The organism is Streptomyces sp. NPDC053560, from assembly GCF_044544605.1.
Lineage (GTDB): Bacteria > Actinomycetota > Actinomycetes > Streptomycetales > Streptomycetaceae > Streptomyces.
Genome location: NZ_JBITXI010000002.1, coordinates 221,366 through 247,090 on the forward strand (window position 1 = coordinate 221,366; position 25,725 = coordinate 247,090).

25 protein-coding genes are annotated in these 25,725 nt (G+C 73.9%); 15 read left to right on the plus strand and 10 right to left on the minus strand.

Going from position 1 to position 25,725, the window contains the following annotated elements; genetic code table 11:
- Positions 1–72: 72 nt before the first annotated feature.
- Both ACIGQF_RS04215 and ACIGQF_RS04220 read right to left on the minus strand, forming a co-directional pair.
- Positions 73–663 carry a hypothetical protein gene (locus ACIGQF_RS04215; RefSeq protein WP_399705296.1) on the minus strand — a complete coding sequence of 197 codons (591 nt, stop codon included), beginning with the start codon at positions 661–663 and terminating at the stop codon, positions 73–75.
- 204 nt (positions 664–867) lie between these two features.
- Complete coding sequence (locus ACIGQF_RS04220) at positions 868–1,713, minus strand: glutamate racemase (RefSeq protein WP_399705299.1); 846 nt, start codon at positions 1,711–1,713, stop codon at positions 868–870.
- 95 nt (positions 1,714–1,808) lie between these two features.
- Between ACIGQF_RS04220 and ACIGQF_RS04225 the strand changes: the two genes are divergently transcribed.
- Positions 1,809–3,116 (plus strand): glycosyltransferase, encoded by a 1,308-nt coding sequence (locus ACIGQF_RS04225; protein ID WP_399705301.1) that lies wholly within the window; start codon positions 1,809–1,811, stop codon positions 3,114–3,116.
- A gap of 45 nt (positions 3,117–3,161) precedes the next feature.
- Here the strand turns inward: ACIGQF_RS04225 and ACIGQF_RS04230 are convergent, their stop codons facing one another.
- Positions 3,162–4,607 carry a TerD family protein gene (locus tag ACIGQF_RS04230; RefSeq protein ID WP_399705305.1) on the minus strand — a complete coding sequence of 482 codons (1,446 nt, stop codon included), beginning with the start codon at positions 4,605–4,607 and terminating at the stop codon, positions 3,162–3,164.
- A gap of 259 nt (positions 4,608–4,866) precedes the next feature.
- Between ACIGQF_RS04230 and ACIGQF_RS04235 the strand changes: the two genes are divergently transcribed.
- The 6 genes from ACIGQF_RS04235 to ACIGQF_RS04260 all read left to right on the plus strand — a co-directional run bounded on the left by ACIGQF_RS04235 (position 4,867) and on the right by ACIGQF_RS04260 (position 11,313).
- Positions 4,867–5,301, plus strand: a complete 435-nt coding sequence (locus ACIGQF_RS04235; protein ID WP_361562396.1) for a DUF6643 family protein — start codon at positions 4,867–4,869, stop codon at positions 5,299–5,301.
- Between the two features lie 66 nt (positions 5,302–5,367).
- Entirely contained in the window at positions 5,368–6,192 is an 825-nt protein-coding gene (locus tag ACIGQF_RS04240; RefSeq protein ID WP_399705309.1) for an MOSC domain-containing protein, read from the plus strand.
- Positions 6,193–6,403: 211 nt separating this feature from the next.
- Positions 6,404–7,300, plus strand: a complete 897-nt coding sequence (locus tag ACIGQF_RS04245) for an MEDS domain-containing protein (protein ID WP_399705312.1) — start codon at positions 6,404–6,406, stop codon at positions 7,298–7,300.
- A complete protein-coding gene (locus ACIGQF_RS04250; RefSeq protein ID WP_399705315.1) occupies positions 7,294–7,734 on the plus strand; it encodes an ATP-binding protein in 441 nt (146 codons plus the stop codon). The genes ACIGQF_RS04245 and ACIGQF_RS04250 overlap by 7 nt, the downstream gene beginning before the upstream one ends.
- Before the next feature lie 348 nt (positions 7,735–8,082).
- Positions 8,083–8,676 (plus strand): hypothetical protein, encoded by a 594-nt coding sequence (locus tag ACIGQF_RS04255; RefSeq protein ID WP_399705318.1) that lies wholly within the window; start codon positions 8,083–8,085, stop codon positions 8,674–8,676.
- A gap of 201 nt (positions 8,677–8,877) precedes the next feature.
- Positions 8,878–11,313, plus strand: a complete 2,436-nt coding sequence (locus tag ACIGQF_RS04260) for a right-handed parallel beta-helix repeat-containing protein (RefSeq protein WP_399705322.1) — start codon at positions 8,878–8,880, stop codon at positions 11,311–11,313.
- Here the strand turns inward: ACIGQF_RS04260 and ACIGQF_RS04265 are convergent.
- Complete coding sequence (locus tag ACIGQF_RS04265) at positions 11,283–13,736, minus strand: hypothetical protein (protein WP_399705325.1); 2,454 nt, start codon at positions 13,734–13,736, stop codon at positions 11,283–11,285. The genes ACIGQF_RS04260 and ACIGQF_RS04265 overlap by 31 nt on opposite strands.
- Positions 13,737–13,918: 182 nt before the next feature.
- Between ACIGQF_RS04265 and ACIGQF_RS04270 the strand changes: the two genes are divergently transcribed.
- Positions 13,919–14,761, plus strand: coding sequence for a DeoR/GlpR family DNA-binding transcription regulator (locus ACIGQF_RS04270; RefSeq protein ID WP_399705327.1), 843 nt, complete (start codon positions 13,919–13,921; stop codon positions 14,759–14,761).
- 85 nt (positions 14,762–14,846) lie between these two features.
- A complete protein-coding gene (locus tag ACIGQF_RS04275) occupies positions 14,847–15,323 on the plus strand; it encodes an SRPBCC family protein (RefSeq protein ID WP_399706359.1) in 477 nt (158 codons plus the stop codon).
- A gap of 12 nt (positions 15,324–15,335) precedes the next feature.
- Here ACIGQF_RS04275 and ACIGQF_RS04280 read toward each other — a convergent pair whose 3' ends face one another.
- The gene (locus tag ACIGQF_RS04280; RefSeq protein ID WP_399705330.1) at positions 15,336–16,526 is read right to left on the minus strand and encodes a PLP-dependent cysteine synthase family protein; all 1,191 of its coding nucleotides are present in this window, start codon (positions 16,524–16,526) and stop codon (positions 15,336–15,338) included.
- Between the two features lie 243 nt (positions 16,527–16,769).
- Between ACIGQF_RS04280 and ACIGQF_RS04285 the strand changes: the two genes are divergently transcribed.
- Positions 16,770–17,057: a hypothetical protein gene (locus tag ACIGQF_RS04285; RefSeq protein ID WP_361562380.1), complete on the plus strand. Its 288-nt coding sequence runs from the start codon at positions 16,770–16,772 to the stop codon at positions 17,055–17,057.
- Between the two features lie 302 nt (positions 17,058–17,359).
- On the plus strand, positions 17,360–17,872 hold the full coding sequence (locus tag ACIGQF_RS04290; protein ID WP_399705333.1) for an ATP-binding protein: 513 nt from the start codon (positions 17,360–17,362) through the stop codon (positions 17,870–17,872).
- Positions 17,873–17,965: 93 nt separating this feature from the next.
- On the opposite strand, the gene ACIGQF_RS04295 is transcribed toward ACIGQF_RS04290, so the two are convergent.
- The gene (locus tag ACIGQF_RS04295) at positions 17,966–18,274 is read right to left on the minus strand and encodes an SHOCT domain-containing protein (RefSeq protein ID WP_399705336.1); all 309 of its coding nucleotides are present in this window, start codon (positions 18,272–18,274) and stop codon (positions 17,966–17,968) included.
- Between the two features lie 169 nt (positions 18,275–18,443).
- On the opposite strand from ACIGQF_RS04295, the gene ACIGQF_RS04300 reads away from it, so the two are divergent.
- Complete coding sequence (locus ACIGQF_RS04300) at positions 18,444–19,394, plus strand: phosphotriesterase (protein ID WP_399705339.1); 951 nt, start codon at positions 18,444–18,446, stop codon at positions 19,392–19,394.
- A 39-nt stretch (positions 19,395–19,433) separates the two neighbouring features.
- Here the strand turns inward: ACIGQF_RS04300 and ACIGQF_RS04305 are convergent, their stop codons facing one another.
- On the minus strand, positions 19,434–20,666 hold the full coding sequence (locus tag ACIGQF_RS04305) for an ROK family protein (RefSeq protein ID WP_399705342.1): 1,233 nt from the start codon (positions 20,664–20,666) through the stop codon (positions 19,434–19,436).
- A 315-nt stretch (positions 20,667–20,981) separates the two neighbouring features.
- Here ACIGQF_RS04305 and ACIGQF_RS04310 point away from each other — a divergent pair, with 315 nt between their 5' ends.
- Both ACIGQF_RS04310 and ACIGQF_RS04315 read left to right on the plus strand, forming a co-directional pair.
- Positions 20,982–21,413, plus strand: a complete 432-nt coding sequence (locus tag ACIGQF_RS04310) for an SCO4225 family membrane protein (RefSeq protein WP_399705347.1) — start codon at positions 20,982–20,984, stop codon at positions 21,411–21,413.
- On the plus strand, positions 21,400–22,218 hold the full coding sequence (locus tag ACIGQF_RS04315) for a maleylpyruvate isomerase family mycothiol-dependent enzyme (protein WP_399705350.1): 819 nt from the start codon (positions 21,400–21,402) through the stop codon (positions 22,216–22,218). The genes ACIGQF_RS04310 and ACIGQF_RS04315 overlap by 14 nt, the downstream gene beginning before the upstream one ends.
- A gap of 116 nt (positions 22,219–22,334) precedes the next feature.
- On the opposite strand, the gene ACIGQF_RS04320 is transcribed toward ACIGQF_RS04315, so the two are convergent.
- Entirely contained in the window at positions 22,335–23,195 is an 861-nt protein-coding gene (locus ACIGQF_RS04320) for an SMP-30/gluconolactonase/LRE family protein (RefSeq protein ID WP_399705353.1), read from the minus strand.
- 169 nt (positions 23,196–23,364) lie between these two features.
- Here ACIGQF_RS04320 and ACIGQF_RS04325 point away from each other — a divergent pair, with 169 nt between their 5' ends.
- Complete coding sequence (locus ACIGQF_RS04325; RefSeq protein ID WP_399705356.1) at positions 23,365–23,631, plus strand: DUF6332 family protein; 267 nt, start codon at positions 23,365–23,367, stop codon at positions 23,629–23,631.
- Here ACIGQF_RS04325 and ACIGQF_RS04330 read toward each other — a convergent pair.
- Together ACIGQF_RS04330 and ACIGQF_RS04335 are read right to left on the minus strand one after the other, a co-directional pair.
- Positions 23,592–24,257 carry a response regulator gene (locus ACIGQF_RS04330; protein WP_399705358.1) on the minus strand — a complete coding sequence of 222 codons (666 nt, stop codon included), beginning with the start codon at positions 24,255–24,257 and terminating at the stop codon, positions 23,592–23,594. The genes ACIGQF_RS04325 and ACIGQF_RS04330 overlap by 40 nt on opposite strands.
- A complete protein-coding gene (locus ACIGQF_RS04335) occupies positions 24,254–25,594 on the minus strand; it encodes a sensor histidine kinase (RefSeq protein ID WP_399705361.1) in 1,341 nt (446 codons plus the stop codon). The genes ACIGQF_RS04330 and ACIGQF_RS04335 overlap by 4 nt, the downstream gene beginning before the upstream one ends.
- Positions 25,595–25,725 lie beyond the last annotated feature (131 nt).

Below are 25,725 nucleotides of genomic sequence, written 5' to 3' on the forward strand. Positions count from 1 at the left end.
GCGGTGCCGCGGGCCTTTGCTGACCGGTGACGCGGGGCGTCGCTGGGCGGTGCCCTGGCCGGGAGCCGTCGGCTACGCGGTGTCCGGGGCGGGGTGCGGCCCCAGGCCGAGGCGGGAGCGGATGCAGCGGACGGCGGCCTCCGCGTCGTCCACGGTGACGGTGAAGGTACGGCCGTCGCCGAGCCGGAGGATCACCGCCTCGCCGCGCCGCACGATCACGGCCGTGCCCTGCTCGGGACGCCAGCGGTAGCCCCAGCCGCCCCAGTGGCGGGGCGTGACGCGGGGCGCGAAGTCGACGTCGACCACGTGCGAGAGCGGGATGCGGCGGCGCGGCAGTCCGATGTGGCCGCAGCGCACTTCGAGGCAGTCCTTGTCGACCCGTACGGCCACGTGGACGAAGGCGAGCGTGCCGAAGAGGACGAGCAGGCCGGCGGCGACGCAGCCGACGACGGCCATCACCAGCGGAGTCACGCCCGACGTCCAGGCGTTGTCGACCGCCAGCTCGATGCCCAGTGCCATGCACGCCGCTCCGGCGGCGGCCAGCAGCCACTGGAAGCGGTTGGTCGCGCGGCCGTGCCAGACCTCGGGGACGGTGGCGCAGGGCGAGTCATCCGCGCCGTTGCTGTGGGGGGCAGCTGCCCCCTCCTGGGGGTGGTCCCTCATGGTTCGCAGCGTACGCGTCTTCCCGTCGCGCGGCAGCCGGCGGCACGACGCCCCGTGACGCATGAGACGCCGAGCGGTGAGTGTGCCGAAGGAGGCGGAGCCGATCCTTCAGTTGACGCACTCCGTAATGGGGCGGCCTCCGTAACGGGGCGGCTCTGTTGCGTGCCCTGCCCTCACGGGGCCGCTGTGCCCGAGGCGGGGCCGCTAGCGGGCCGGTTCGGCGGTGGGTTCTCCGGGTGCGGGGACCGCGGCGCCTCGGGGAGCGGCGGAACCGGCGTCCGTACCGGCGAGCAGCCTGCCCTCTTCGTAGGCCAGCGCCGTCCCCGGGAGCGAGCCGGCGCGTCCGCTGAGGATGACGGTCAGCTCGCGGCTCGGAGTGGCCGCGGGAGCCGGCTCGGCACCGATGCGGCGCAGCGCCTGCGCGGCGACCGCCTCCGCCGAGCCGTACAGGGTGAGCGCGGGCCCCTCCGGGCTCTGGAGCGCGTCCCTGATGCGGTCGGCGACCAGCTCGTAGTGGGTGCAGCCGAGCACGACACCGCGTACGCCCGGTGGAGTGAGGGCAGCCGCCGCGGTGACCGCGGCGGCGATCGCCGCGTCGTCGGCGGCCTCGACCGCATCGGCGAGACCGGGGCACGGCACCTCGGCGACCTCGGTGTCCGCCGCGAACGACCGGATCAGGCCCCGCTGGTACGGGCTGCCGGTGGTGGCGGGCGTGGCCCAGATGGCCACCGGGCCGCCGGCCGCCGCCGCGGGCTTGATCGCGGGGACGGTCCCGATCACCGGGAGGCCCGGCTCCAGCTCGGCGCGGAGCGTGGGCAGCGCGTGGACGGAGGCCGTGTTGCAGGCGACGATCAGGGCGTCCGGGCGGTGCGCTGCGGCGTTCCGGGCGACCGCGAGCGCGCGCTCCGTGAGGTCGGCAGCGGTACGTGGGCCCCAGGGCATGCCGTCGGGGTCGGAGGAGAGCACGAGACCGGCGTCGGGCCGCAGCCGCCGCACGGCCGCGGCGGCCGCGAGCAGGCCGGAGCCGGAGTCCATGAGCGCGATCTTCACCCGGACACTTTACTCAGCCGGACCCGGTACGGGCCGCACCGGGCCGGTTCCACGGCGGAGGATGCGCCGTGCGGCACACTGCCGGGGTGGCTGTGATGGCGTGGATCGCTGGGGCGTCGCTGGTGGCGTGGGGCTGGCTGCTGGCGGGCCAGGGCTTCTTCTGGCGGACGGACGTACGGCTGCCGCCCGGGACGGACGTAGGGCCGCCGCCCGGCACGGCTCCACGGCCGCCGGACGGCCGCGCGGGGCCCGGGCGGGGGCTTCCCGAGCCGCCCGCCGAGTGGCCCTCCGTGGCCGTCGTCGTCCCCGCGCGGGACGAGGCGGAGGTGCTGCCGGTCAGCCTGCCGTCGCTGCTGGCGCAGGCGTATCCGGGCCGCGCCGAGATCGTCCTCGTCGACGACGGCAGTACGGACGGCACCGGCGAGCTGGCCCGGACGCTGGCGTCGGCGGCCGGCTCCGACGGGCGCGGCGGGCTGCCGCTGACCGTGACCTCGCCCGGCGAGCCGGCCCCGGGGTGGACGGGCAAGCTGTGGGCGGTGCGGCACGGCATGGCGCTCGCCCGCGAGCGGACGGACGCGGAGTACGTGCTGCTGACCGACGCGGACATCGCGCACGGGCCGGACAGCCTGCGCGCCCTCGTGTCCGCGGCCCGCGCGGCCGACCTGGACCTGGTGTCGCAGATGGCACGGCTGCGGGTGGCGGACTTCTGGGAGCGGCTGATCGTCCCGGCCTTCGTGTACTTCTTCGGCCAGCTGTACCCGTTCCGCTGGGTGAACCGGCCGGGCGCGCGTACCGCGGCGGCGGCCGGCGGCTGCGTCCTGCTGCGCCGGGACGCCGCAGAGCGGGCCGGCATTCCGGAGCGCATCCGGCATGCCGTGATCGACGACGTGACGCTGGCCCGCGCCGTGAAGCGCTCCGGGGGCCGGCACGGGCCGGGCTCGGGACGGATCTGGCTGGGACTCGCGGACCACGTGGACAGCGTGCGGCCGTACCCGCGCCTAGTCGACCTGTGGCGGATGGTGGCGCGCAGCGCGTACGCACAACTGCTGCACAGCCCGCTGCTCCTGGCGGGCACGGTCCTGGGCCTGGTGCTGGTCTACCTGGCGCCGCCGGTCGCGCTGGTCGCCGGCCTGGTGGGCGGCAGCGCGCCGGCCGCGCTCCTCGGGGGCCTCGCCTGGGCGGTGATGACGGGCACCTACCTGCCGATGCTGCGCTACTACCGTCAGCCGCTGTGGACGGCGCCCCTGTTGCCGTTCACGGCGCTGCTGTACCTCCTGATGACGGTCGACTCGGCCGTGCGGCACTACCGGGGGCGCGGCGCCGCCTGGAAGGGACGGACGTACGGGGCGCCGCCCTCGGGAGCGGGGACCGCCACCCCCGGAGAGGCGTCGGAGGGCGCCTAGCGGCGTGACGGGTGCGCACCCGGGACGGGCACGGGGCCGCGCGCTTCACTTCCGGCCCGGCGCCCACCGCATTCCCCAGCCGTACGCCTGGTCCACCGTGCGCTGCGGGCTGACGCCCCGCTCGGGGACGAGGTAGCGGGCCTCCCGCTGGACGACCAGTTCGCTGCCCGTATTGAGGAGCAGCGCCAGTGCGCACACGTTGGACGGCACGGTGCACTCGTCGAGGGAGAAGTCGACGGGCGCGCCGCGCTGCGGGGTGAGGGTGACCGTGGCGTTGAGGTCCCCGAAGCTGCGCGCGCCTTCGTAGATGGTGACGAAGAAGAGGATCCGCTTGATGAGGTGCTGGTGGTCGAGGTTGACCGTGAGGTTCTCGCCGGCGGCCACGGCGCCGGTGCGGTCGTCGCCGTCGAGGTGGACGTAGGGCGGCGTGTGCAGGGAGCCGAAGGCGTTGCCCAGGGCCTGTACGACGCCCTTGCTGCCGTCGGTCAGTTCGTACAGCGCGCCCAGGTCGAGGTCGAGGGCGGCGGGACCGGCGAGCGCGCGGCTCAGCTTGCGGCCCCAGCCCGACCCCTGGGGCGCCGGACGCATCTGCCAGTTGAGGTTCACCCGCAGCGCGCCCGAGGTGCCGCCCTGCTTCGTCAGCGAGACGGCGGGGGCGTCCTTCGTGAGGGTGACTTTCGACAGACGTACGGGGGTGGGGGCGGACGGGCTTGCGGTATGCGCCGGGGGCGCGGGAGTTGACGCACCGGGTTGACCTGGCGTCGCCGAGTGCGCCGGTGCGTCCGCGGGCGCACCGGGGACCGCGGCGGGCGCCGGAGCAGGCGGCTGCAAGGACGTCGGAGCAGGCGGCTGCGCGGGCGCCGAGGCGGGCGGCTGCGCGGGCGCCGAGGCGGGCGGCTGCACGGGCGCCTGGCCCGGATCGTCCACGCTGATCCCGTAGTCCGTGGCCAGTCCGGCCAGCCCGCGGTCGTAGCCCTGGCCGACCGCGCGGAACTTCCAGCCGCCCTGCCTGCGGTAGAGCTCGCCGAGTACGAAGGCGGTCTCCACGGTGGCGTCCTGGCTGTCGAACCGCACGAGTTCGGCGCCCACGGAGGCTGCGACCCCGGCCCCCGGAGAGCCGGCGCCGCCCGCCTTCGTGCCTGTCGCGTCGAGGACCCGAATGCTCAGCTCCGGTACCTGCCCGAACGTTCCGCCGTCCGCGGAGGCCGCGAGCACCACCCGCTCGATTGACGGTTCCACGGCGGTGAGGTCGACGGCGAGGACGTCGGCGGCGGTGCCGTTCGCGGTCCGCTTGCCCTCGTGGCGCACGGCGCCCGAGGCGTGCGCCGGCTGGTTGTAGAACACGAAGTCGCCGTCGTCCCGCACCTTGCCGCCGGCCAGCAGCAGCGCGGACGCGTCCACGTCCGGGACGCCCGGACCGGTCCGCCAGCTCAGCTCGATCCGTACCGCGCCGGCCTCCACCGGAGCGTTGCCCCCCTTGGGCATCGACATGGCCGCCTCCTTCGGTTTCGCGCGCCCGCTTCGCGGCACGCCGCCTCCCAACCTAGGGGGTCTCCGACATGCTCCGGACCTGGCGGCGAAGGCAAGATTTCACCTTCCAGTGAGCGGCTCTTTACACGTTTCAAACGGGTGTTGGCGACCGATTTTCCCAAGTTCACCCACATTAGTGATCCGCCACCACTACCGACACGTAAAACAACCCTCTTTTCAGGCTCCCCAACCAGCACATCGTGGGCTTAACTTAAGAGGTATGACCTCCCCCCGCTCTACCTACGGCGGCGGCTACTACGCTTCGCCCTCCTTCCCGGACACCCCGATCTATGACAGCCTCGTCGCCGAGCGCGGCACACCCCAGATCGCGCCGATCAGGGTCCAGCCCCCGTACGACATCGGGTCGTCGTCCTCGTACTCCGCACCGGCCCTGCCGGCGCTGCCCGCACTCCCCTCCGGCCCGTCCCACACGCCCGCCCAGCAGGGGTATCCCGGCCAGGCGCCGATGCAGCCGGCACCCGCGCCGTACATCCCGCAGCAGTCCGCGGGACAGGGCTATCCGAGCCAGCACCAGCAGCCCAGGCGCCCGATGAGCACCGGTTACGAGGCGATGCGCCCGGCGGCCCCGGTCGCACCGCGCCCCGCTCCGTACGAGGACCCGTACGGCCGGCCGCAGCATCCGCGCGGGTACTGACGCCGACGTCCGGACAACTGTCCTGCCGCCCGGCCAATTGTCCGACCCGGCTGGCAGGATGGGCACATGCCGAACTCGCGCCTCCGTGCCCTCCAGCTGTACCCGGTGAAGTCGCTTGCGGGGACCGCCCCCGGCTCCGCCGATGTGGAGCCGTGGGGCCTGGCGGGAGACCGGCGCTGGCTCGTCGTCGACGAGCAACGTCGGCTCGTCACGCAGCGGTCCCGGCCGCGCCTGGCGCTGGCCGTGGCGGAGGCAGGGCCTGACGGGGGAATCAGGCTCAGCGCGCCGGGGATGGCGGACCTGTCCGTGCCGGTCCCCGACCCCGGCGCGACGGTGCCGGTGCAGGTCTTCCGCGACAAGGTGGAGGCCGTGCCCGCGTCCGCCGCGGCCGCGGACTGGTTCAGCACGTATCTGGAAACCGAGGTCACGCTCGTTCACATGGACGACCCGGCCGTCCGCCGGCCCGTGCGCCAGGACTACGGACGGCCGGGCGACACGGTGAGCTTCGCGGACGCGTTCCCGCTGCTGCTCACCACCGTGTCGTCACTGGACGCCCTCAACTCCCTCATCGCCCAGGGCGACCACGCCGACGAGGGACCGCTGCCGATGGACCGCTTCCGGCCGAACGTCGTCGTCGAGGGCACGGCGCCATGGGCCGAGGACGACTGGCGGCGGGTGCGGATCGGCGAGGTGACCTTCCGCGCCGTCAAGCCATCCGACCGCTGCGTGGTGACCACCACCGACCAGCGCACCGCCGAGCGGGGCAAGGAGCCGCTGCGCACGCTCGCCCGGCACCGCCGCATCGGCGACGACCTCGTGTTCGGGCAGAACCTCATACCCGAGTCGCGCGGCACCCTCCGCGTCGGTGATCCCTTCGAGGTCCTGAGCTGACGTCAGCACGTGTCTTTACGCCGCCGCCACCGCGCCTTCGCAAGCCGTCGCGTCCACGCCGCAGCACCCTTCCGTGCACGCTCCACGGAGTGCGGCGCAGCGGGGCTACGCCCGTTGCTGTGCGCACGGAGCACCCCTCGTCAGCCGCGTTGCGGGGCCCTGTCCCGCCTGCCTAGAGTGAACGCACTGCGGTTGCGACAGGGAGATTCACTTGCGGAGGACCGCCGGGGACGCGACGGGAGATCGCCTCATCCCCGTGCACCACATGCGCCCGGGCGACCACGCCTTCGTCAGCTACGACAACGACGAGGTCCGCTGGGAAGTCCTGACCGCCTTCACCCGTCTCGGCCTGGCCCGGGGCGAGCGGGTCATCGTCTTTGCGCGCCCCGGCGTCCCTCAGGAAGAGGTCCTGGCGCGGCTGAACTTCCCGAACCGCACCACGGCCACGGCCCGCATCAGAGGACAGTTGGTGCTCAGCAGCATGCGCCGGCTCATCAGCCCCGATCCCGCCTTCACGGCGGACCGGCAGTGGAGCCGGCTGCGCGAGGAGACCGCGCGGGCGGTAGCGGAGGGGTACACGGGCCTGCGGACGTTCATCGACATGCACTGGGTGCCGGCCCTCGGCGCGGACGTGCGCACGATGATGCACCGCGAGTCGAACGCCCACGACCTGTTCACGGGGCGCCCGTACAGCGAGATCTGCGCGTACGACCGGCGCTGGTTCACGCCGGAGGTGCTCACCGCCATGGCTGAGGCGCACCCCCGCAACCTCCTCGAAAAGCTCGGCGCGCTGCGTACGGGGCGCGCTCCGGACGGTGCGCTGCGCTTCGTGGGCGAGGCCGACACCGCCACGAAGCAGCGCTTCCTCACCGCCCTGGAACTCGCCCTCACGCAGAGCGCGGGCACCGGCCGGCTCGCTCTGGACCTGACCCGGCTGCACTTCCTGTCGGTCGGCTGTGCCGCCGGTCTCCTCGCACTCGTCCAGGAGGCGCGCGGTCATCACCGGGTCAGGATCCGGTGCGGGCCCGTGCACATCGGCCTCCTGCGGAGGCTGGGAGCGGGGTCGATCCCGCGGCTGACCCTGTCGGAGGTGGCACGCCCGTGCTGATCCCCGAGTCCGCCCGCCCCCAGGGCACGGGCAACGAACCGAGCGTCAGATACCTGCTCCAGCGGCGGTTCACGGCCCGGCTGCTCCCCCAGGTGCGCCTGCTCGTCGAGGAGTGCGCGGCCCGTGAGGGGCTGGCCGAGCCGCGGCGCGGGGAGTTCGTGCTGGCGGTGGACGAGGTGGCGAGCAACGCCGTGGAACACGCGGGCGGCAGCGGCCGGCTGGTGCTGCGCCGGACCGACCACGAGCTGGAGTGCCTGGTCATCGACTCGGGTCCGGGCTTCACCGAGGCCGTCATCCCCGAACTGCTGCCGGGGCTGGACGGTGCGCCCACCGGTCGCGGGCTGTGGATGGCCCGGCTGGTCGCCGACCGGCTGTCGATCACGCCGGGGCCGGCGGACGGCGCGATGGTCACGCTGGCCGTCCGGCTGCCCTGATCACCCCGGGGAAGGCCCCTGGACGGCCGCTGAGCGCCCTGCCGCCGCCTCCCGCGCCAAGACCCCCACCGTCCACGTTCCGGGGCCTTCTCGTGGCCGTTTCGCGACCTCCCCACCGCCTTCACCGCATCCGACGGCGATAGGATGGAGGCCCGTACCGGGTGGGCGCCGGATGCCTCGCGCCCCGCAGCACCTTGCCCCTCCCGCGCCACGCGCCCTGCCGCAGCGGCTGCCGCGGAGCACGGTCATGTCCCGTGATTTTGCTCTCCACTTCGCGAAAACCGTGCATGAAGGGCGCGGAATGAGGTAGTTACGCACACGGGAGGGGGGTGCCGGACGGTGCGAGCGATGAGTGGGGTGTGGCGTTGGCGGCGGAATCCGCTGCGGCGCAGAACTGATCTTGCAGAAGCATGGCTGGCGCTTGCCGCCGCCGCGCTGATCGCCCTCGGGGGCACGGCGGTCGGCTGGGCCACCGCCCGGACCGCCGACGAGGCGCTCCAGCAGGGCGTACGGGCCCAGCAGTCCCAACGGCACCTGGTGTGGGTGCAGGTGGACCGGCTGCTGCCGCATCCCCCCGTGGACCCCGATCCCGAGACCGCCACCCGCCGCGACGCGCACCGCAGGGTGCTCGCCAACTGGCGCGGCGTGGACGGCAGCCGGCACCTCGGGCCGGTCGCGGCCCCCCGCCCGGTGGAGCCCGGCGACCGCTTCCGCATCTGGACCGACGACCGCGGCCGGCCCATGGCCCGCCCCATGGACGCGTCCACCGCGAGCTCCCACGCGGTACTCGCCGGACTGGGCGCCGGCGCGCTCGCCGGAGCCGTCGTCGAGGGCGGCCGCCGACTGGTGCTGTGGCAGCTGATGCGCCGCCGGTACCGCCACTGGGACGAGGCCTGGGAGCGCGCCGGCCAGGACTGGGGACGGGCCGGCGCCGGCAGCTGAGCCGCCCGCCGCCCCCTCCGTGCGGCAACCCTCACCCCGTCGTGCGGCAAGCCGGCGACCACGTCAACTGCCTTGCCCGGAGCGCGCTACGGTGGTGCAGCCAGCCGCTCGGCTGGGGCCTGCGAAGCCCGTACGCGGACATACACGCGCGTACCACCGCGGGCCGGAAACAGCCGCACGAGGTGGGGGCACGACATCGCCATGGCACAGGGCTCGGTCCAGGTCACACACTCCGGGACGTCGCGCTGGCGACGTCGCACCGGGGAGTACAGCTCCCTGGCCGCCGCCCTCGAAGCCGCCGGGGACGGCGACGTACTGACCGTCGCGGCCGGCACCTACCGGGAGAACCTCGTACTGCGCCGCGCGGTGACGCTGCGCGGGCCCGACGGGGCGCGCGGTTCGGTGCGGATCGCCCCCACGGACGGCGTGGCGCTGACCGTACGGGCCTCGGCGACCGTGCAGGACCTGCACGTCGAGGCGCAGGACTCGGCGGCCCCCGCCCTGCTGGTGGAGGACGGCGCGCCTGAGCTGGCCGGGCTGCGCGTGGTGACGCGGTCGGCGGCCGGTATCGAGGTGCGCGGTGGCGCCCGCCCCACGGTGCGGCGGTGCACGGTCGACAATCCGGGCGGCGTGGGCATCAGCGTGCTGGACGAGGCGGGCGGCGTCTTCGAGGAGTGCGAGGTGCTGGCGGCCGGGCAGGCGGGCGTAGCGGTGCGCGGCGGGGCGCATCCGCGGCTGGAGCGCTGCCGGGTGCACCACGCGAGCGGAGCGGGCCTCTCGGTGAACGGCGAGGGCAGCGCGGTCGAGGCGATCGGCTGCGAGCTGTACGAGATCAAGGGCGCGGGCGTGCAGGTCGCCTCGCGTGCGACCGGGCACCTCACCGACTGCACGGTGCACCGCACCTCGGCGGACGGTGTCACGCTCGACACGGACGCGGTGCTCACGGTCGCCGACTGCGACATTCACGACATACCCGAGAACGCGCTGGACCTGCGGTCGCGTTCGGTGCTGACGCTGACCCGCAGCCGGGTGCGGCACTTCGGACGCAACGGCCTGTCCGTGTGGGACCCGGGCACGCGGGTGGATGCCAACCAGTGCGAGATCCACGACAGTACGGGCGACTACCCGGCGGTGTGGGTGAGCGACGGCGCGACGGCCGTCCTGGACTCGACCCGGGTGCACGACGTGCCGGACGCGCTCTTCGTGCTGGACCGCGGCTCGCGCGCGGATGTGGTCGACTCCGATCTGTCGCAGGTACGGAACACCGCCGTCTCGGTCAGCGACGGCGCGACCGTGCAGTTGGACGACTGCCGCATCCGGGAGGCCGCGACCGGCGCGTGGTTCCGGGACCACGGCAGCGGCGGCACGCTCTCGGGGTGCACGTTCGAGGACACCCAGACCGGCGTGATCGTCACCAAGGGCGCCGACCCGACCATCGAGCGGTGCACGGTGAGCGCACCGGCCGAGGCGGGCTTCTACGTGTCGGCGGAAGGCCGCGGCACGTTCCACGGCTGCCGGGTCACGGGCAGCTCCGGGTACGGCTTCCATGTGATCGACGGTTGCCGTACGACGCTGACGCGGTGCCGTACGGAGCGGTGCGCGCGCGGTGGGTACGAGTTCGCCGAGGACGGGCCGACGGCGGTGGACTGCACGAGCGACGAGAGCCGGATGACGCAGCCGGCGGCCGCCGCTGCGCCGTCCGTCCCGCCCATGCCGGCTACCGCCCCGGCGATCGCTCCCGCCGCGCAGCCTGCCGCGGGCCTGCTGGGCGGCGCCCCCGCGGCGCCGGCGGCGGCCGCGGCAACCGCCCCGCCGGTCCCGGACACCCGCCCCTCCGACGAGGTCCTCGGCGAGCTGGACACGCTCGTCGGCCTGGACAGCGTCAAGCGCGAGGTGCGCAGCCTGATCAACATGATCGAGGTGGGCCGGCGCCGGCAGCAGGCGGGCCTGAAGGCCGCCTCGGTCCGCCGCCACCTGGTCTTCACCGGCTCCCCCGGTACGGGCAAAACCACGGTCGCCCGGCTGTACGGCGAGATCCTGGCGTCCCTCGGGGTGCTGGAGCGCGGCCACCTCGTGGAGGTCTCCCGGGTGGACCTCGTGGGCGAGCACATCGGCTCGACGGCGATCCGTACCCAGGAGGCGTTCGACCGGGCGCGCGGCGGGGTGCTCTTCATCGACGAGGCGTACGCGCTGTCCCCGGAGGACTCCGGACGGGACTTCGGACGCGAGGCCATCGACACACTGGTGAAGCTGATGGAGGACCACCGGGAGGCGGTGGTGGTCATCGTGGCGGGCTACACCTCCGAGATGGAGCGCTTCCTCGCGGTCAACCCCGGTGTTGCCTCGCGTTTCTCCCGGACCATCAGATTCGGCGACTACGACCCCGAGGAGCTGCTGCGGATCGTCGGGCAGCAGGCCGAGGAGCAGGAGTACCACCTCGCGGACGGCACCTCCGAAGCGCTGCTGAAGTACTTCACCGCGCTCCCGAAGGGGCCGTCGTTCGGCAACGGGCGCACCGCCCGGCAGACGTTCGAGGCAATGGTCGAACGCCACGCGGGCCGGGTCGCCCAGCTCCCCGACCCCAGCACCGACGACCTCACCCACCTCTACGCCGAGGACCTGCCGACGCTGCCTTGAGGGGCGGCGGGCGGCACCTCGGGACCGGTCTCCCGCTCGGCAATCGGGCCGGCGGGTTGTGGTGGCACTCCGGGTGCCAGGTGGGCGAGGAGTTCGGCGCGGGTCGCGTCGAATACCGGGTCCGCCTGGTAGTCACCGTGGCCGAGGATCTGGGCGGGCAGCGGGTGCTGGAGGGTGCGTCCGAAGACGAGCGGGTCGCGGAGCGGCCCGCGGTCGATCTCGGCGCCGTCCTCACAGGTGAGGCGGACCGGGCCGCCGATGGGGTCGGTGAAGCGCCACAGGTTGCGCCAGGCGTCCATCTCGCGGTGCAGCCCGGTGAGCGCGGACGGCCCGAAGAAGGCGGGGAACCAGCGCCCGTAGAGACGCTCCAGCGGTGAGCCGTAGGTGAGGAGCGCGACCCGGCTGCGCGTCACCGGGTCCAGCTGCCATACCGCGGCTGCCGCGAGGACGCTGCCCTGGGAGTGCCCGGAGAGGACCAGGCGGCCGTCGTGGGTCTCGGTCCAGGTGGCCATCCGCCAGGTCAGGTCCGGTACGGCGCGCTCGGCGTAGCAGGGCGGCGCGAAGGGGTGCGCGGCGCGCGGCCAGAAGGTGCCGACGTCCCAGAGGATGCCGATGGTGCGGCGGGCCGACTGGTCCTTGTAGGCGCGGCGCCCCATGGCGAGCAGCAGGACGACGCCGGCGCCCATCAGCCAGGAGCCGAGCGCCTGGGCGGTCTCGGCGAGGGCGTCCACGAAGACCGGCGCACTGTCCAGGGCGCGGCCCGGCGGCAGCCCCGTGAGGCGGGCGCCGACCACCGCTCCCGTGCCCAGCACGAAGGTGGCTGCGGTGATCACGCCGATCAGCAGCGGCGCCCGGTCGGTGAGCCCGGCGCGGGCGATGGTGCCCGCGATGCGCCGGGCGCGCTGCGCATCGGGCTTCTCCTCGTCCTCGTACAGGCCGGGGACGTCCGGAAGGACTCTGCGGCGAACGGCGCGCACCTGGAAGGCGGCCACCACGACCAGTACGAGGACGACGATCAGCAGCACCGGGATGACCGAGGCCTGCCACGAGAGCAGCACGGGCGGGCCCGCCATCGGGGCGTGCGGGTCTCCCGGGGTGGCGCCGCGGTCCAGCCAGTCGGCGGCACGCTGCGCCACTCCCCCGGTGAGGACGCCGCCCAGCGCGCAGGCCAGCAGTGCGACGGAGGCGCCGGCCAGGCCCCCGGCGGCGGTGCGCTCCGTGCCGTGTGCGGCCCGCTGGAGCGCCGCGGCGGTCAGCAGCAGTCCGACGACCAGGACGCCCTGGAGGACGGCGATGACGGCGAAGGCGCCGGCGCCCGGGAGGTGCCCGGAGGAGGTCCAGCCGGGACGCGCCCAGGCGGTGTGCAGGGCGGTCAGGCCCAGTGCGCCGAGCGAGGCCCACGGCAGCCACCGCACGATGGGCCGGTCGGTCTCCACGTCGGGCTCCGCCTCGCTGCGCGCGGTGCGGCAGACGATGACGGCGCTGAGCACCGCGAGCACGGCGACCAGCGCGGCCAGGACGTACCCGGTCCAGCGCAGCGCCGCGTCGGCGCCTGCCCTGCCGTCGGCGTCGTGCGCGGTCAGCAGCAGGGCGGTGGCGATGGTCAGCAGCCCCGCCGCGGCGTGCGCGGAGCGCAGCCGGGCGACGACCCGGCGGCCGTACCAGAAGCCGTCCAGGCAGAGCGTGGGGCGCTCCGAGGGCGGGGTGTCGCGCGAGGTGCCGGGGCGGCGCGGGGGCGGGGAGGCCGACTCGTACGCGCTCCACGTGCGGTGCGAGAGCCACCAGAGGAGGCCCACGAGGAACAGCGGCAGCGCGCCGGCGACCACGAGGCGGCGGCCCGGCAGGCTCCACCAGCCGTCGTGCGCGGTGTTGAGGAAGCCGAGCCAGGAGCGGTCGCTGGAACAGGCGTGGCTGCCGGCGCACTGCCAGGCGATCAGGTCCAGCGCCACCTCGCAGGCCCCTGCGGCGAGCAGCACGGTGAGGGTGAGCGCGAGGATGCGTACGAGGACGTCGTAGATCCGCTGGGCGGGGTGGCCTCTGGGGGCGGCGGGCCGCATCCAGTGGGCGAGGTTGGCGACCATGAAGGGCAGCAGGATCAGCCAGAGGGCGCGGCTGCCGTTGCCGGAGGTGAGATTGCACCAGACGTACGCCTCGCGGACCGGTTCCTCGGGGTCGCCCTCGCGCGGGCCCAGGGGGCGTTCCTCGGCGTCCGCGTCGGCGGCGCGGCGGTAGATGGCGGCGGTGTCGTCACCGGTGACGCGCACGACCCGGGGGTCGTCGAGCATCTCGGCCGGTGTGGTGCCGCCGACGCCGTGCACCCGGAGCTCCAGGGCGATCCGGCGTGGTCCGTGCGCGGCGGCGGTGTCCCCGTCGTCGTCCGGGTCCGTCGTGGCCGCGGACGCGGACCTGTGCGTAGTGTCCACAGTGCTTCCCCCGTTGTCCGTACTTCGATGTGCGCTCCGGATTCTTTCTTGCCCGCCCCGGGAGCGCATTCACCTCATCCGGGTCCGGGAGTCCGTGTCGGTGCCTCGTGCGAGGATGTCTCCGGACAGCGGCGCCGGTGCGGCATGGCGCGCGGCACACCGGGGACGAAGGGACAGGCCGGGTGAGTGACAACCAGAATCTCCTCGCCGAGCAGCGGCGTGCCCTGATCCTGGACGAGGTGAGGCGGCGCGGCGGTGTCCGCGTCAACGAGCTGACCCGCAAGCTGAGCGTCTCGGACATGACGGTCCGTCGGGACCTGGACGCGCTGGCCCGTCAGGGCGTGGTGGAGAAGGTGCACGGCGGCGCGGTCCCGGTGAGCGAGCCGAGCGCGCACGAACCGGGCTTCGAGGCCAAGTCCGCGCTGGAGCTGTCGGCGAAGGAGGCCATCGCCGAGGCGGCGGCCCAGATGGCGGCGCCGGGCAGCGCGATCGCGCTGGCGGGCGGCACGACGGCGTTCACGCTGGCCCATCAGCTGCTGGACGTGCCGGACCTGACGGTGGTGACGAATTCCGTCCGGGTGGCGGACGTCTTCTACGCCGCGCAGCGGGCGGCGGCCGGTTCCGGCAGCCCGCGCCCCGGGGCGGCCACGGTCGTGCTGACCGGCGGCGTACGGACGCCGTCGGACACCCTGGTGGGCCCGGTCGCCGACGCCGCGATCCGCTCGCTCCACTTCGATGTGCTCTTCCTCGGCGTGCACGGCATATCGGTCGAGGCCGGGCTGTCGACGCCGAATCTCGCCGAGGCGGAGACCAACCGGCACTTCGTGCGGTCCGCGCGCCGGGTCGTGGTGGTCGCGGACCACACGAAGTGGGGCACGGTCGGGCTGAGTTCGTTCGCCTCCCTGGACCAGGTGGACGTGCTGGTCACCGACCCCGGGCTGCCGGCGCGGGCCCGCGCCGAGTTCGCGGAGTTGCCGCCGCGCCTGGTGGTGGCCGGTGAGCCGGAGGACGACGCAGACATGTGACGAGACGCCAGCTATGGTGTGCGTCGCCGGTATGTTCGACTGCGGGTACCGGAATCGTCACTCTGTGCAGGGGGTGCTCGTACCGATGATGCGCCGACTGAGCCCCGTGGGGCTCGACTTCGCCGAGTCAGCGCCGCTGCGGATGGTCTTCGCGGCCGGACTGTCCGCGCCTCCGGAGGCAGTGTACGCCGCGCTGGCCGACGATGTCGGCTCCTGGTGCGCCTGGTTCACCGGCGTCTCCCGGATCACGCCCACCGACGAAGGCAAGGGCCGTGCGGTGCGGCTGACGGGTGGCACGCGCTTCCGTGAGAGCGTCATGGCCGCCGAGCGCCCCGAGCACTACGCCTACCGCGTCGACGAGACCAACGCTCCGGGCCTGCGGGCCCTGCTGGAGGACTGGCGGCTCGCCCAGGGCCCCGGCGGCGGCACGCTCGTGCGCTGGACGTTCGCCGCCGACGGACCCGCGCCGTTCCGTACGGTGATGCAGCTCGGCCGTCCGATGCTGGGCCGCGCGTTCCGCGATTCGATGCGGCAGCTGGACCGGCGGCTGGTCACGGTCTGAGCGGCCGGCCCGTCACTCGGGCCAGGTCCCCTCGGCGAGGAAGGTCTGCAGGGTCCTGGCGTACGGCGTGATGTCCAGGCCCTGCTCGGCCAGCCAGCCGTCGGAGTAGTACTTGTCGAGGTAGCGGTCGCCGGGGTCGCACAGCAGGGTGACCACCGAGCCCGTACGGCCCGCAGCGACCATCTCGGAGACGATCTTCAAGGCGCTCCACAGCCCCGTGCCCGTCGAACCGCCCGCCTTGCGGCCGATGGCGGCCTCCAGGGCCCGTACGGCCGCCACGCTCGCCGCGTCCGGCACCTTCATCATCCGGTCGATGGCGCCGGGCACGAAGCTGGGCTCCATCCGGGGCCGGCCGATGCCCTCGATGCGGGAGGCGGTGCGGCAGTCGGTCTCGGCGTCACCGTTCAGCCAGCCGTCGAAGAAGCAGCTGTTCTCGGGGTCGGCGACGCAGACCCGGGTGTCGTGCTGCATGTAGTGCACGTAGCGGGCGATGGTCGCCGACGTACCGCCGGTGCCTGCGGTGGCCACGATCCAGGCGGGATCGGGATACCGCTCCATCCGCAGCTGCTGGAAGATCGACTCGGCGATGTTGTTGTTGCCGCGCCAGTCCGTGGCCCGCTCGGCGTAGGTGAACTGGTCCATGTAGTGGCCGCCGGTCTCGGCCGCGAGCCGGGCGGAGACGTCGTAGACGGTCCGCGGGTCGGCGACCAGATGGCAGGTGCCGCCGTGGAATTCGATCAGACGGGTCTTCTCCCGGCTGGTCGTCGCGGGCATCACCGCGATGAACGGCACCCCGATGAGCTTGGCGAAGTACGCCTCGGAGACGGCCGTGGAGCCGCTGGACGCCTCGATGACGGGCTTGCCGGGGCGGATCCAGCCGTTGCACAGCCCGTAGAGGAACAGGGAGCGGGCGAGGCGGTGCTTGAGGCTGCCTGTCGGGTGCGTCGACTCGTCCTTGAGGTAGAGGTCGATGCCCCACTGCTCGGGCAGCGGGAAGTACAGCAGGTGGGTGTCGGCGCTGCGGTTGGCGTCCGCCTGGACCTTGCGTACGGCGTCCTTCAGCCAGTCGCGGTAGCCGGCGTCGGTGCGGTCGACGTCGAGGGTCGACAGCGGCGCGCCCTCGGGGGCATCCGGAGCTGCGCAGGAGCCGTCGCCGCCCGTGAGGCCGCCGTCCCGCCCGTCCAGGTGCTGTGCGGTACTCATGGGCGTACTCCTCGCGGTCGTTCCGGCCCGCCGCGTCCGCCGGGCCTTCCTCGATCATAACCATCGGCCACACGCTTCTCACCTGCATAAACAAGGCTTTGAGCATCCCCAAGGAGCAGCCTGGGTACCCGTGTTCGACAGGCCCACGACCAGGGGAACTGGTGCCCGGGCCGCGATCCGGGCAGACTTCTTGATGGGCGGGGGCCTCACCCCGAGCCATGTGTGTCGAGGAGGCGGTGCTCCATGAGGGAGCCGGAGTTCAACGCGACCGGTGTGCGTATCGAGCGCTGGCTGCGTTCGCTGACCCGTGCGGGTCAGGTCATCATCCGTGACGGCAGGCTGGCGCTGCTGACGAGCTACGGCACGGAGATCGACAGCGCCCCGCTGACATCGGTACAGGCGCACCGCCCACGGCTGTTGTCGCGGGACCGCGCCTACGCCACGCTCAACGGTCACCGGTATTCGCTCACCATGGGAGCTCCCGAGCGCTTCATGGACGCCGTGCGGGCGGCCGGAGCGGCGCACACCTGACGCCGCGGAGCGGCTGACGGACACGGCACGGCGACGGGGCCTGCGGGCCGCGTGCGGACGAGGACGGGACCATACGGGTCCGCATGCGGGGGAACGCCGACTGCATTCGAGTGAAGTCCGGTGGGACGCGCTGGGGTTGCGCGTGGCCTGCGGTTGCGGGAGTGGGTGAGCGGGCCGACCCTGGTACTCGTATCACCGAGGGTTCACCAGCGGTGACTCTCCGGTGAACGGGACATCGCCGGACCCGGTCCTCGCGTTCCGTAGCGGCGGGCGCGCCCGGCCTCATCAGGGGAGTCGCGGTCGTGATCAGGCAACCCAGCAGGCACTGCGCGGTGGAGCTCCAAGCTCTGCCGGCACGCATCGGACAGATGCGCAGAATCGTATCGGCACAGCTGCGTTACTGGCGTCTCGACGCCTTGATCGACGCCGCGACCCTCGGGGTGACGGAGCTGCTAGCCAACGTCCATCAGCACGCCGTTCCCAGTAAGCAGTGCACGGTCGAACTGTCCGTCCTGCTGGACCAGTTGACGGTCTCGGTGCGCGACTTCGACCCCCGGATGCCGCAGCCCGCCGTGGCCGGCCCGCTGGACATCGGCGGCCGGGGCCTGACCCTGATCGCCGAGCTGAGCGAGAGCTGGGGCGCCCGTCCGGAGGACAGCGGCAAGGTCGTCTGGTTCACGCTCCCCGCCCTCGGCCCCGCCCGCCAGGAGCCGGGCCGCGCGCTCGCCGGCCTGCCGTCGGCACCGCCTGAGGCGGAGCACACAGAAGCGAGCGGCGGAGTACGCACGGCCGCACGCCGCGCACACGTGGGCTGAGCGCCCGGTCCCCCGAAGGGGCCGGGCGCTCAGCCGTTCGTGGGGCGATTACCCCGCATGGGGCGGCCGGTCTCGCCCCGGCGACGGGCGCGGTCACTCCGGGCCTCCCTTGTGCCTGCCTCGTGCCCCGAACTGCTCTTCGAGGACCGAGAGCCGCCGCCAGTATTCGTCCTCGTCGATCTCACCGGAGGCGAATCGCCGGCCGAGCACCGAGAGGGGCGAGGGGCCGGCGTGCGCGGCGTCGGCGGATCCGCCGGGCCCCCGCCAGGGCCCGCGTCCGCGCCGGACGGTGCGCCGCAGCAGGGCGATCACGCCGATCACGACGACCGCCCAGAACAGCGGGAAGAACAGGATCCAGGGCCCGGGGCCACCGTCGGACCAGGGGGTTGCGAGCACATCCATCACGATCAGCTCCTCGGAAGGTCGCGCCGCCTCGCTTCTCCTCCGAGCCTGACCCGCCGGATGCCCCACGTCGTCGTACGTACAGCGGCACCACGGCTACCCCTAGGGGAGTACGCCACAGGTACGCCATCCACGAGACACTGTAACTACTGGTATGTACAGTGCTTCCATGGCCATACCTCGACGACTTGCAGAGCCCCCGTCCGCCGCGCTTCGTACCGTCCTGGGCGACCTGCCCCCTGCTGCGCTGGAGGGCCGCTGCGACGCCCACGACCATCTCTTCCTGACCAGCCCGCGGCTGCCCGGACAGGAGCTGGACGATCCCGTCGCCGCGGCGGCCGAGCTGCGCGCCTTCAAGGAGGCCGGGGGCGGCACGGTGATGCAGTGGACGCCCTACGGGATGGGGCGCCGCGCAGCCGAACTGGTGCGCCTCTCACGGGAGACGGGCGTACGGATCGTCGCGGCCACCGGGCTGCATCAGGCGGTGCACTACGCGCCGGACCTCCTCGACCGGGTGCGGGGCGATCTGGCGGCCCTGTTCGTCGCGGAGCTCACGGAGGGCATCGGCGGCCCCGGAGGGCCGCGGGCCGGCCTCATCAAGGTGGCCGGCGGCTTCCACGGCCTGGACGCGCACGCCCGGCACACGTTCGCTGCGGCGGCCGAGGCGCACCACGCCACGGGCGCGGCGATCGCCGTCCATCTGGAGCTGGGCACCGGCGCGCTCGACATGCTGGACCTGTTGTGCGGCACGGCGGGCGTGGCACCCCAGCACGTGGTGCTCGGGCACCTGAACCGCTCCCCCGAAGCGGCCGTCCACCGCGCGGCCGCGGAGGCGGGGGCCTATCTCGCCTTCGACGGTCCGTCGCGGGCCCACCACGCGACGGACTGGTGGCTGCCGGACGCGCTGGCGGCGCTCGTCGACGCCGGGTTCGGCGACCGGCTCCTGCTGGGCGGCGACACGACCACGGCGGCGGCCCGGTCGGTCGACGGCGGCCCGGGGCTGCCGTACGTCGTGAGCGGGCTGCCGCGCCGCCTCTCGCTCACGCTGGAGAAGGCGGCCGTCGAGCGCATGCTGACGGACAACCCGGCACGCGCCTTCGCCACGGAGTGGCGGGCCTGAGGCGGCACCGGCGGGCGCGGGGCCGGTCGCCCCGCCGCGTCAAGCGGTGGCGTCGGCCCCGAGGACGATCAGCGGATCGTCCAGCACCGGCTGCCAGGCCAGTTCGGCCGCGCCGACCAGCCCGTTGTGGTCCAGGGTGCAGGGCAGTATCGGCACGCTCCCGCTGCGCCCCCAGAGGCTGCGGTCCGCCACGACGGCGCGCAGCCGCTCGGGGTCGGCCTCCAGGAGCGCGCGGTGCAGCCCGCCCAAGATGATGCGGTCGGGGTTGAGGATGTTGACCAGCCCCGCGATGCCCAGGCCGAGCCGGTCGATCAGCAGCTCCCCGGCCGTCCTGATCGACGGATCCGCGTACTCCTCGCGCAGCAGATCGGTCGCCTGCTTGAGGAGCGAGCCCTCGGGCCCCGGAGTGCGCCGGGCCGCGCCCAGGAAGGCGAGCGGGTCGGCCTCGACGTCCAGGCAGCCGCGGCTGCCGCAGTGGCAGGGGGCGCCCTCGGGGTTGACGGTGAGGTGGCCGACCTCCAGGGCCAGCCCGGAACTGCCGCTGTGCAGCCGCCCGTCCAGGACCAGCGCGCCGCCGACGCCGCGGTGGCCGGATGCCACGCAGAGCAGGTCGCGGGCGCCGCGGCCGGCCCCGTGGCGGTGTTCGGCGAGGGCCGTGAGGTTGACGTCGTTGCCGCTGAAGCCCACGTCCGGGGTGACGCCCGGTACGCCGGCGTCGGCCAGCGCCTGAAGGAACAGCCGCCGTACGGGGGCGCCGGCGGGCCAGGCGAGGTGCAGCGGATTGAGCGCCTCACCGTCCGGCTCGGCGACCGCGGACGGCACGGCGAGGCCCGCCCCCAGGCAGCGCCGCCCGCTCTCGCGCAGCAGCGCGGAGCCGGCCTGCACGGCCTCGGACAGGATGTGCGCGGGGTCGGCGGGGATCGTGCCGCAGCCGGACGTGGTGGCCACGATCCGGCCACCGAGACCCACCAGCGCGACCCGGTAGCCGTCCGCGTGGATCTGAATGGCCAGGACGACGGGCCCTTGATCCGCGATGAACAGCCGGTGCGAGGGGCGCCCCTGGGTGCCCGCGGCGGCGGTCGGGTGCGCGTCGACGGTGATGAAGCCGAGCGCTTCGAGCTCCGCGGCCACCGCACCGGCCGTCGCACGCGTCACACCGAGTTCGGAGGTCAGCACGGCACGCGTGGGCGCGCGTCCGGTGTGTACGAGCTCCAGCGCGGGTCCGAGCGCGCCGCGGCCCCGCTCCAGCCTGGTCGTCCGAGTGTGGGTCACGCCGTCCATTCTGGCTTTGTATCCGACATGAACAAAACACGGCCCGCCGCCTCACGGAAATCGCCCCGTCGCGCACCGCACACCGAGACGCTACCTCCCGTCTTCCGCGCAGCCGCACCCGTCCGGTCGGCACGTGCTCCGCGGGCCCGGCGCGCACGCGGCCGGAACCGAGCACTGACATCCGCCGGAGCCGCCTCGATACTTGAGTACGGACACCGCCGCGTGAGTACGAGAGCGGATGTCCGTCCCGCCCGGAGCACGTACGACTGGACGCGTACCGCTGTATCCGCACTTGGACCGCCCCTGGGGGGACACATGAACGCGACGCCCCGGCTCCACGACCCCGGAACACCCCGCCCGCACGCGCACCCGAAGCCGTGGCTGCGCGACGTGGGACGGCTGACCTTCGGCAACCCCGTCTCGCGTGTCTATCTGGCCCTCTTCGCTGCGGCTGTGGTCTTCGCCGTCGTCGACTCGCTCTTCGTCGGCCGGCCCGACGCCTCCATGTCGGGCGTCTGGGCCGCGCTGCTGACCTCTCCGACCCTCTTCCCGCTGTGGTTCGCGGGCGACGCGCTGTGGCCCGACGCGGGGGCGCCCGCCTGGTACACGGTCACCACCCTCGGCGTCGCTGCGCTGCTCAACGCGCTGCTGCTCGGCCTGGTCCACCGCGGTCTGCGCGGCCGGCCCGCCGCGCCGGGGGCCGTTGTCAGTGCCGGCTGGCACACTCAACGGCATGGAGATCGCTGACTTCGTCGAAATGCTCCGCAGGGAAGGCCGGTTGCTGGCGGACGCCGCGGACCGGGCGGGCCCGGACGCCTCCGTCCCCGCCTGCCCGGACTGGCAGGTCCGCGACCTGCTCGCGCACATCGGCAGTGTCCACCGCTGGGCGACGGGTTACGTCACGGGCGCGTCGGAGGGCCGCACGCGCCCGCCGGCGGCGCCCGACCTGGACGGCACGGAGCTGGTCGAATGGGTGCGGGACGGCCATCGCGCGCTGGTCGGCGCGCTGGATGCGGCGCCCGCCGGCCTGGCCTGCTGGACCTTCCTGTCCGCTCCCTCGCCGCTGGCGTTCTGGGCCCGCCGGCAGGCGCACGAGACCGCGGTGCACCGCATCGACGCCGAGACGGCCCTCGGCGAGGGCTTCTCCGCACTGGACCCGGCCTTCGCCGCGGACGGCATCGACGAGCTGCTGACCGGCTTCCTCGCGCGCGACCGCGGCCGCGCGCGCACGGCGCCCGCGAAGGAGTTGTATATACGCACCACGGACGCGCCCGGCTCCGACGGTTCGGGCAACGCCGCCTGGCGCGTACGGCTTTCGGACGCGCCGCCGCACACGGAGCGGGTGACCGCGACCGGCGAGGGCGCCGACTCGGCCGACGGGACGCCCGAAGCCGTCGGCCCGGCCCCGGACTGCCTGCTGGAAGGCCCCGCCGCGGATCTCTACGCGATGCTGTGGAACCGCCTGCCGTGGCAGAGTTCGGCCGCCGTGACGGTGAAGCCGGACGACGACGGCTCGTCCTACCGGCTCTGGCAGGAGGCCTTCACCGTCTGACGGCCGCCTCGGCAGAGGCTGTTCGACGCCTGGTTGCTGCCACCTCGGCGGGGGCACCGCGGACGACTGCCGTACGAGGGGAGCGGACCGCGTCCGCCGTCGTACGGCTCCGCTCCTCAGCCCGCGAAGGCCGGCTGCTCCAGCCCGCGGCCCGCGCCGGGGACGACGAGCACCGAGCCCTCCAGCGGGTGCCGCGGGGTGTCCTCCTGCGCGGTGGTGATGAAGAGGTCGGTGAGGTCGCTGCCGCCGAAGGCGCAGGCAGTCGGGCGGCGTACGGGGAGGTCGACCGTGCGGTCGAGGGTGCCCTCGGGCGTGTAGCGGCGTACCTGCCCGCCGTCCCACAGCGCCACCCACACACCGCCCTCCGCGTCGACGCACAGGCCGTCCGGGAAGCCCGCGCCCTCCTCGATCTCCACGAAGGGACGCCGGGTCGGTACGACCTTCGCGGCCGCGCCCACCCCGTCACCCGCGTCGAAGACGTCGATCCGCCGGGTCGGGGTGTCGACGTAGTACATCAGCCGGCCGTCCGCGCTCCAGCCGATGCCGTTGCTGACCGCGACGTCCGGCAGCGCCGGCTCGGCGCTGCCGTCCGGGGCGATCCGCGCCAGTGTCCCGCCGCCCGCCGCCTCGTCGTACCGCATGGTTCCGGCCCACAGCGCCCCGTCGGGGGCCACGGCCGCGTCGTTGCCGCGCCGCCCCGGCACGACCTCGTGCACCAGCCAGGAGAAGGCCCCGTCGGCGTCGTAAACGCCCACGCCGTCCCGGAGGTTGACGACCAGGCCGCCGCCCGCGCGCGGCTTCGCAGCACCGACGTGCTGTTCGGTGACCATCACGGTCCGGCGGCCGGTGGCGGGGTCGTAGGTGTGCACCCGGCAGGTGAGGATGTCGACCCAGATCAGCCGCGCCTTCGCGGTGTCCCACGTCGGCCCCTCGCCCAGCCGCGCACTGGACCGTACGGCAACATCCCAATGCCTCATGACCGCTCGCCTTCCTCCGGCGCCGGTGCGTCCGGCGCGCGTACCTGCGGCACGAGGCGTGCGCCACCGCCGTGCATGCGCTGGTCCCGGCCGGTGACCGGCCGGGCACGCTCAGCCTATGAGCGCCCGGAGGGGAGCGGCAATCCCGTGCGCATGACAGACTCTCACCGTGTCTCCGACCCGCTCACCGGCCCAACGGGACGCCGTCACCGTCGAGATCGCGTTCGCGGTGGTGACCGGCGCGCTCGCGGGCGGCCTCGTCTGCCTGCTCTGCGCGACACCCGCCCTCTGGGGCCCGGTGGCCGCCTCCTGGCGCGGCTCCTGGCTCATGGCATCAGCCGTACTGGGTGGCGCCGTCTGCGTTTTCCGCGTGGTGCGGGTCCTGTGGCGCTGGGGTCACCCCAGCCACCCGGGGCGCACCAGCCCGGACTCGTAGGCCAGTACGACCAGTTGCGCCCGGTCGCGGGCGCCGAGCTTCACCATCGTGCGGCTGACGTGCGTCTTTGCCGTGAGCGGACTGACGACGAGCCGGCGCGCGATCTCCTCGTTGGAGAGCCCGATGCCGACCAGCGCCATCACCTCCCGCTCCCGTTCGGTCAGCCGCTCCAGCCCCTCCCCCGGGGCCGGTTCCTTCGACCGGGCGGCGAACTCCGCGATCAGACGCCGGGTCACACCCGGGGACAGCAGCGCGTCATCGGCCACCACCGCGCGTACTGCGCGCAGCAGTTCGTCGGGCTCGGTGTCCTTGACGAGGAAGCCGGAGGCTCCCGAGCGGATCGCCTCAAACACGTACTCGTCCAGCTCGAAGGTGGTGAGCACGACCACCTTCACCGCGGCCAGCCGCTCGTCCGCGGTGATCCGCCGGGTGGCGGCGAGCCCGTCCACGGCCGGCATCCGGATGTCCATGAGCACGACGTCGGGGCGCAGTTCCCGCACGGCTGTCAGCGCCTCGTCGCCGTCGGCGGCCTCGCCGACCACCTCGATGTCGGGCTGCGCGGCCAGCAGCGCCCGGAAGCCGGCCCGTACGAGCACCTGGTCATCGGCGAGCAGTACCCGGATCACGTGCCCTCCTCCTCGTTCCCGGCCGCCGTCCGGCCGCCGCCCGCACCGTTGCCGCCCCGCAGGGGCATGGTGGCACGTACGGTGAAGCCGCCGTCGTCACGCGGCCCCGCCCGGACCTCACCGCCGAGCGCGGCGGCCCGCTCCCGCATGCCGACCAGGCCGTTCCCGCCGCCGGCCGGTCCGCTCTCACCGCCGGCCGGTCCGTCCCCGGTGGCCGGGCCGTCGTCGTCGATGCGGAGACGCAGGGCATCGGGCGCCCGCGCCACATGGACCCGTGCCGTGCGCGCACCGGAGTGCCGCACGATGTTCGTCAACGCCTCCTGGACGATACGGAACGCAGCGAGGTCGGCGCCCGGCGGCAGCCCTGCCACCCCGCCCTCGACCGTCACCGCCACGTCCAGTCCGGCGCTCCGCGCCTGCTCGGTCAGTTCGGGCAGCCGGGCCAGTCCGGGCGCCGGGGATCTGGGTGCCCGCCGCTGCGCCCGCAGGGTGTCGAGCACCTGCCGCACCTCGCCGAGCGCCTCCTTGCTGGCCCCTTTGATCGTCGTCAGGGCCGTACGCGCCTGCTCGGGGTCGTCGTCGAGCAGGGCGAGTCCGACGCCGGCCTGGACGTTGATGACGGAGAGGCTGTGCGCGAGGACGTCGTGCAGCTCGCGCGCGATACGCAGTCGCTCCTCATCGGCCCGCCGCCGCTGCGCCGCGACCCGCTCGGCCCGCGCGTGGGCGAGCTGTTCGCGGCGTACGCGGCCCAGTTCGGACGCGGCGACGATCGCCACCACCCAGGCGGTGACGACCAGCTCCTGCCCCCAGGGCGCCGCGTCGTCGGTGCCGGGCGGCAGCCACCGGTACAGCCAGTGCGAGACGAGGAGGTGCCCGGCCCAGACCAGACCCACGGAGCTCCAGGCGGCGATCCGCCGCCCCGCCACGACAGCGGCGAAACAGCCGACCGCCACGAGCAGGAGGACCGGACCGTACGGATAGCCGCCCCCGAGGTAGAGCGTCGCCGCGACCGCCGTACCGAACGCGACGACGCGCGGGAAGCGATGCCGCACGAGCAACAGGAGGGAGCCCGCGAGCAGCAGCACTTCGGCCGCACCGTCCAGCGCCACCCGCTCCGGCTGCCCGTGCGCGGCGAACCTCGTACCGACCTGCACGAAGAGGGCGATGAGCAACGTCGACCGCCAGGGAAGGCGGGACGGCGCGCGGGCTTCTGCTTCGGTGTCAGGGAGGGCCGTGGCGGTGGCGGCTGAGGCCGGCGGCGTACCCGCGTGCGCGGGCCGGTGCCCGCGCACGGCATCGAGGCAGTGCCGCACCCACGACCGCCGTCCCTTGTCCATACCGCCACGCTAGCCCGCTACCGCCTCCCACGACGTCCGCCGAACGCGGTCCCCCGGCGTACTCCCGCGGGAGTACGGTCGGCACGTCGTGGGCTCCGGGTTCAGTGGCTCACAGGGCGGCGGTTCACCGG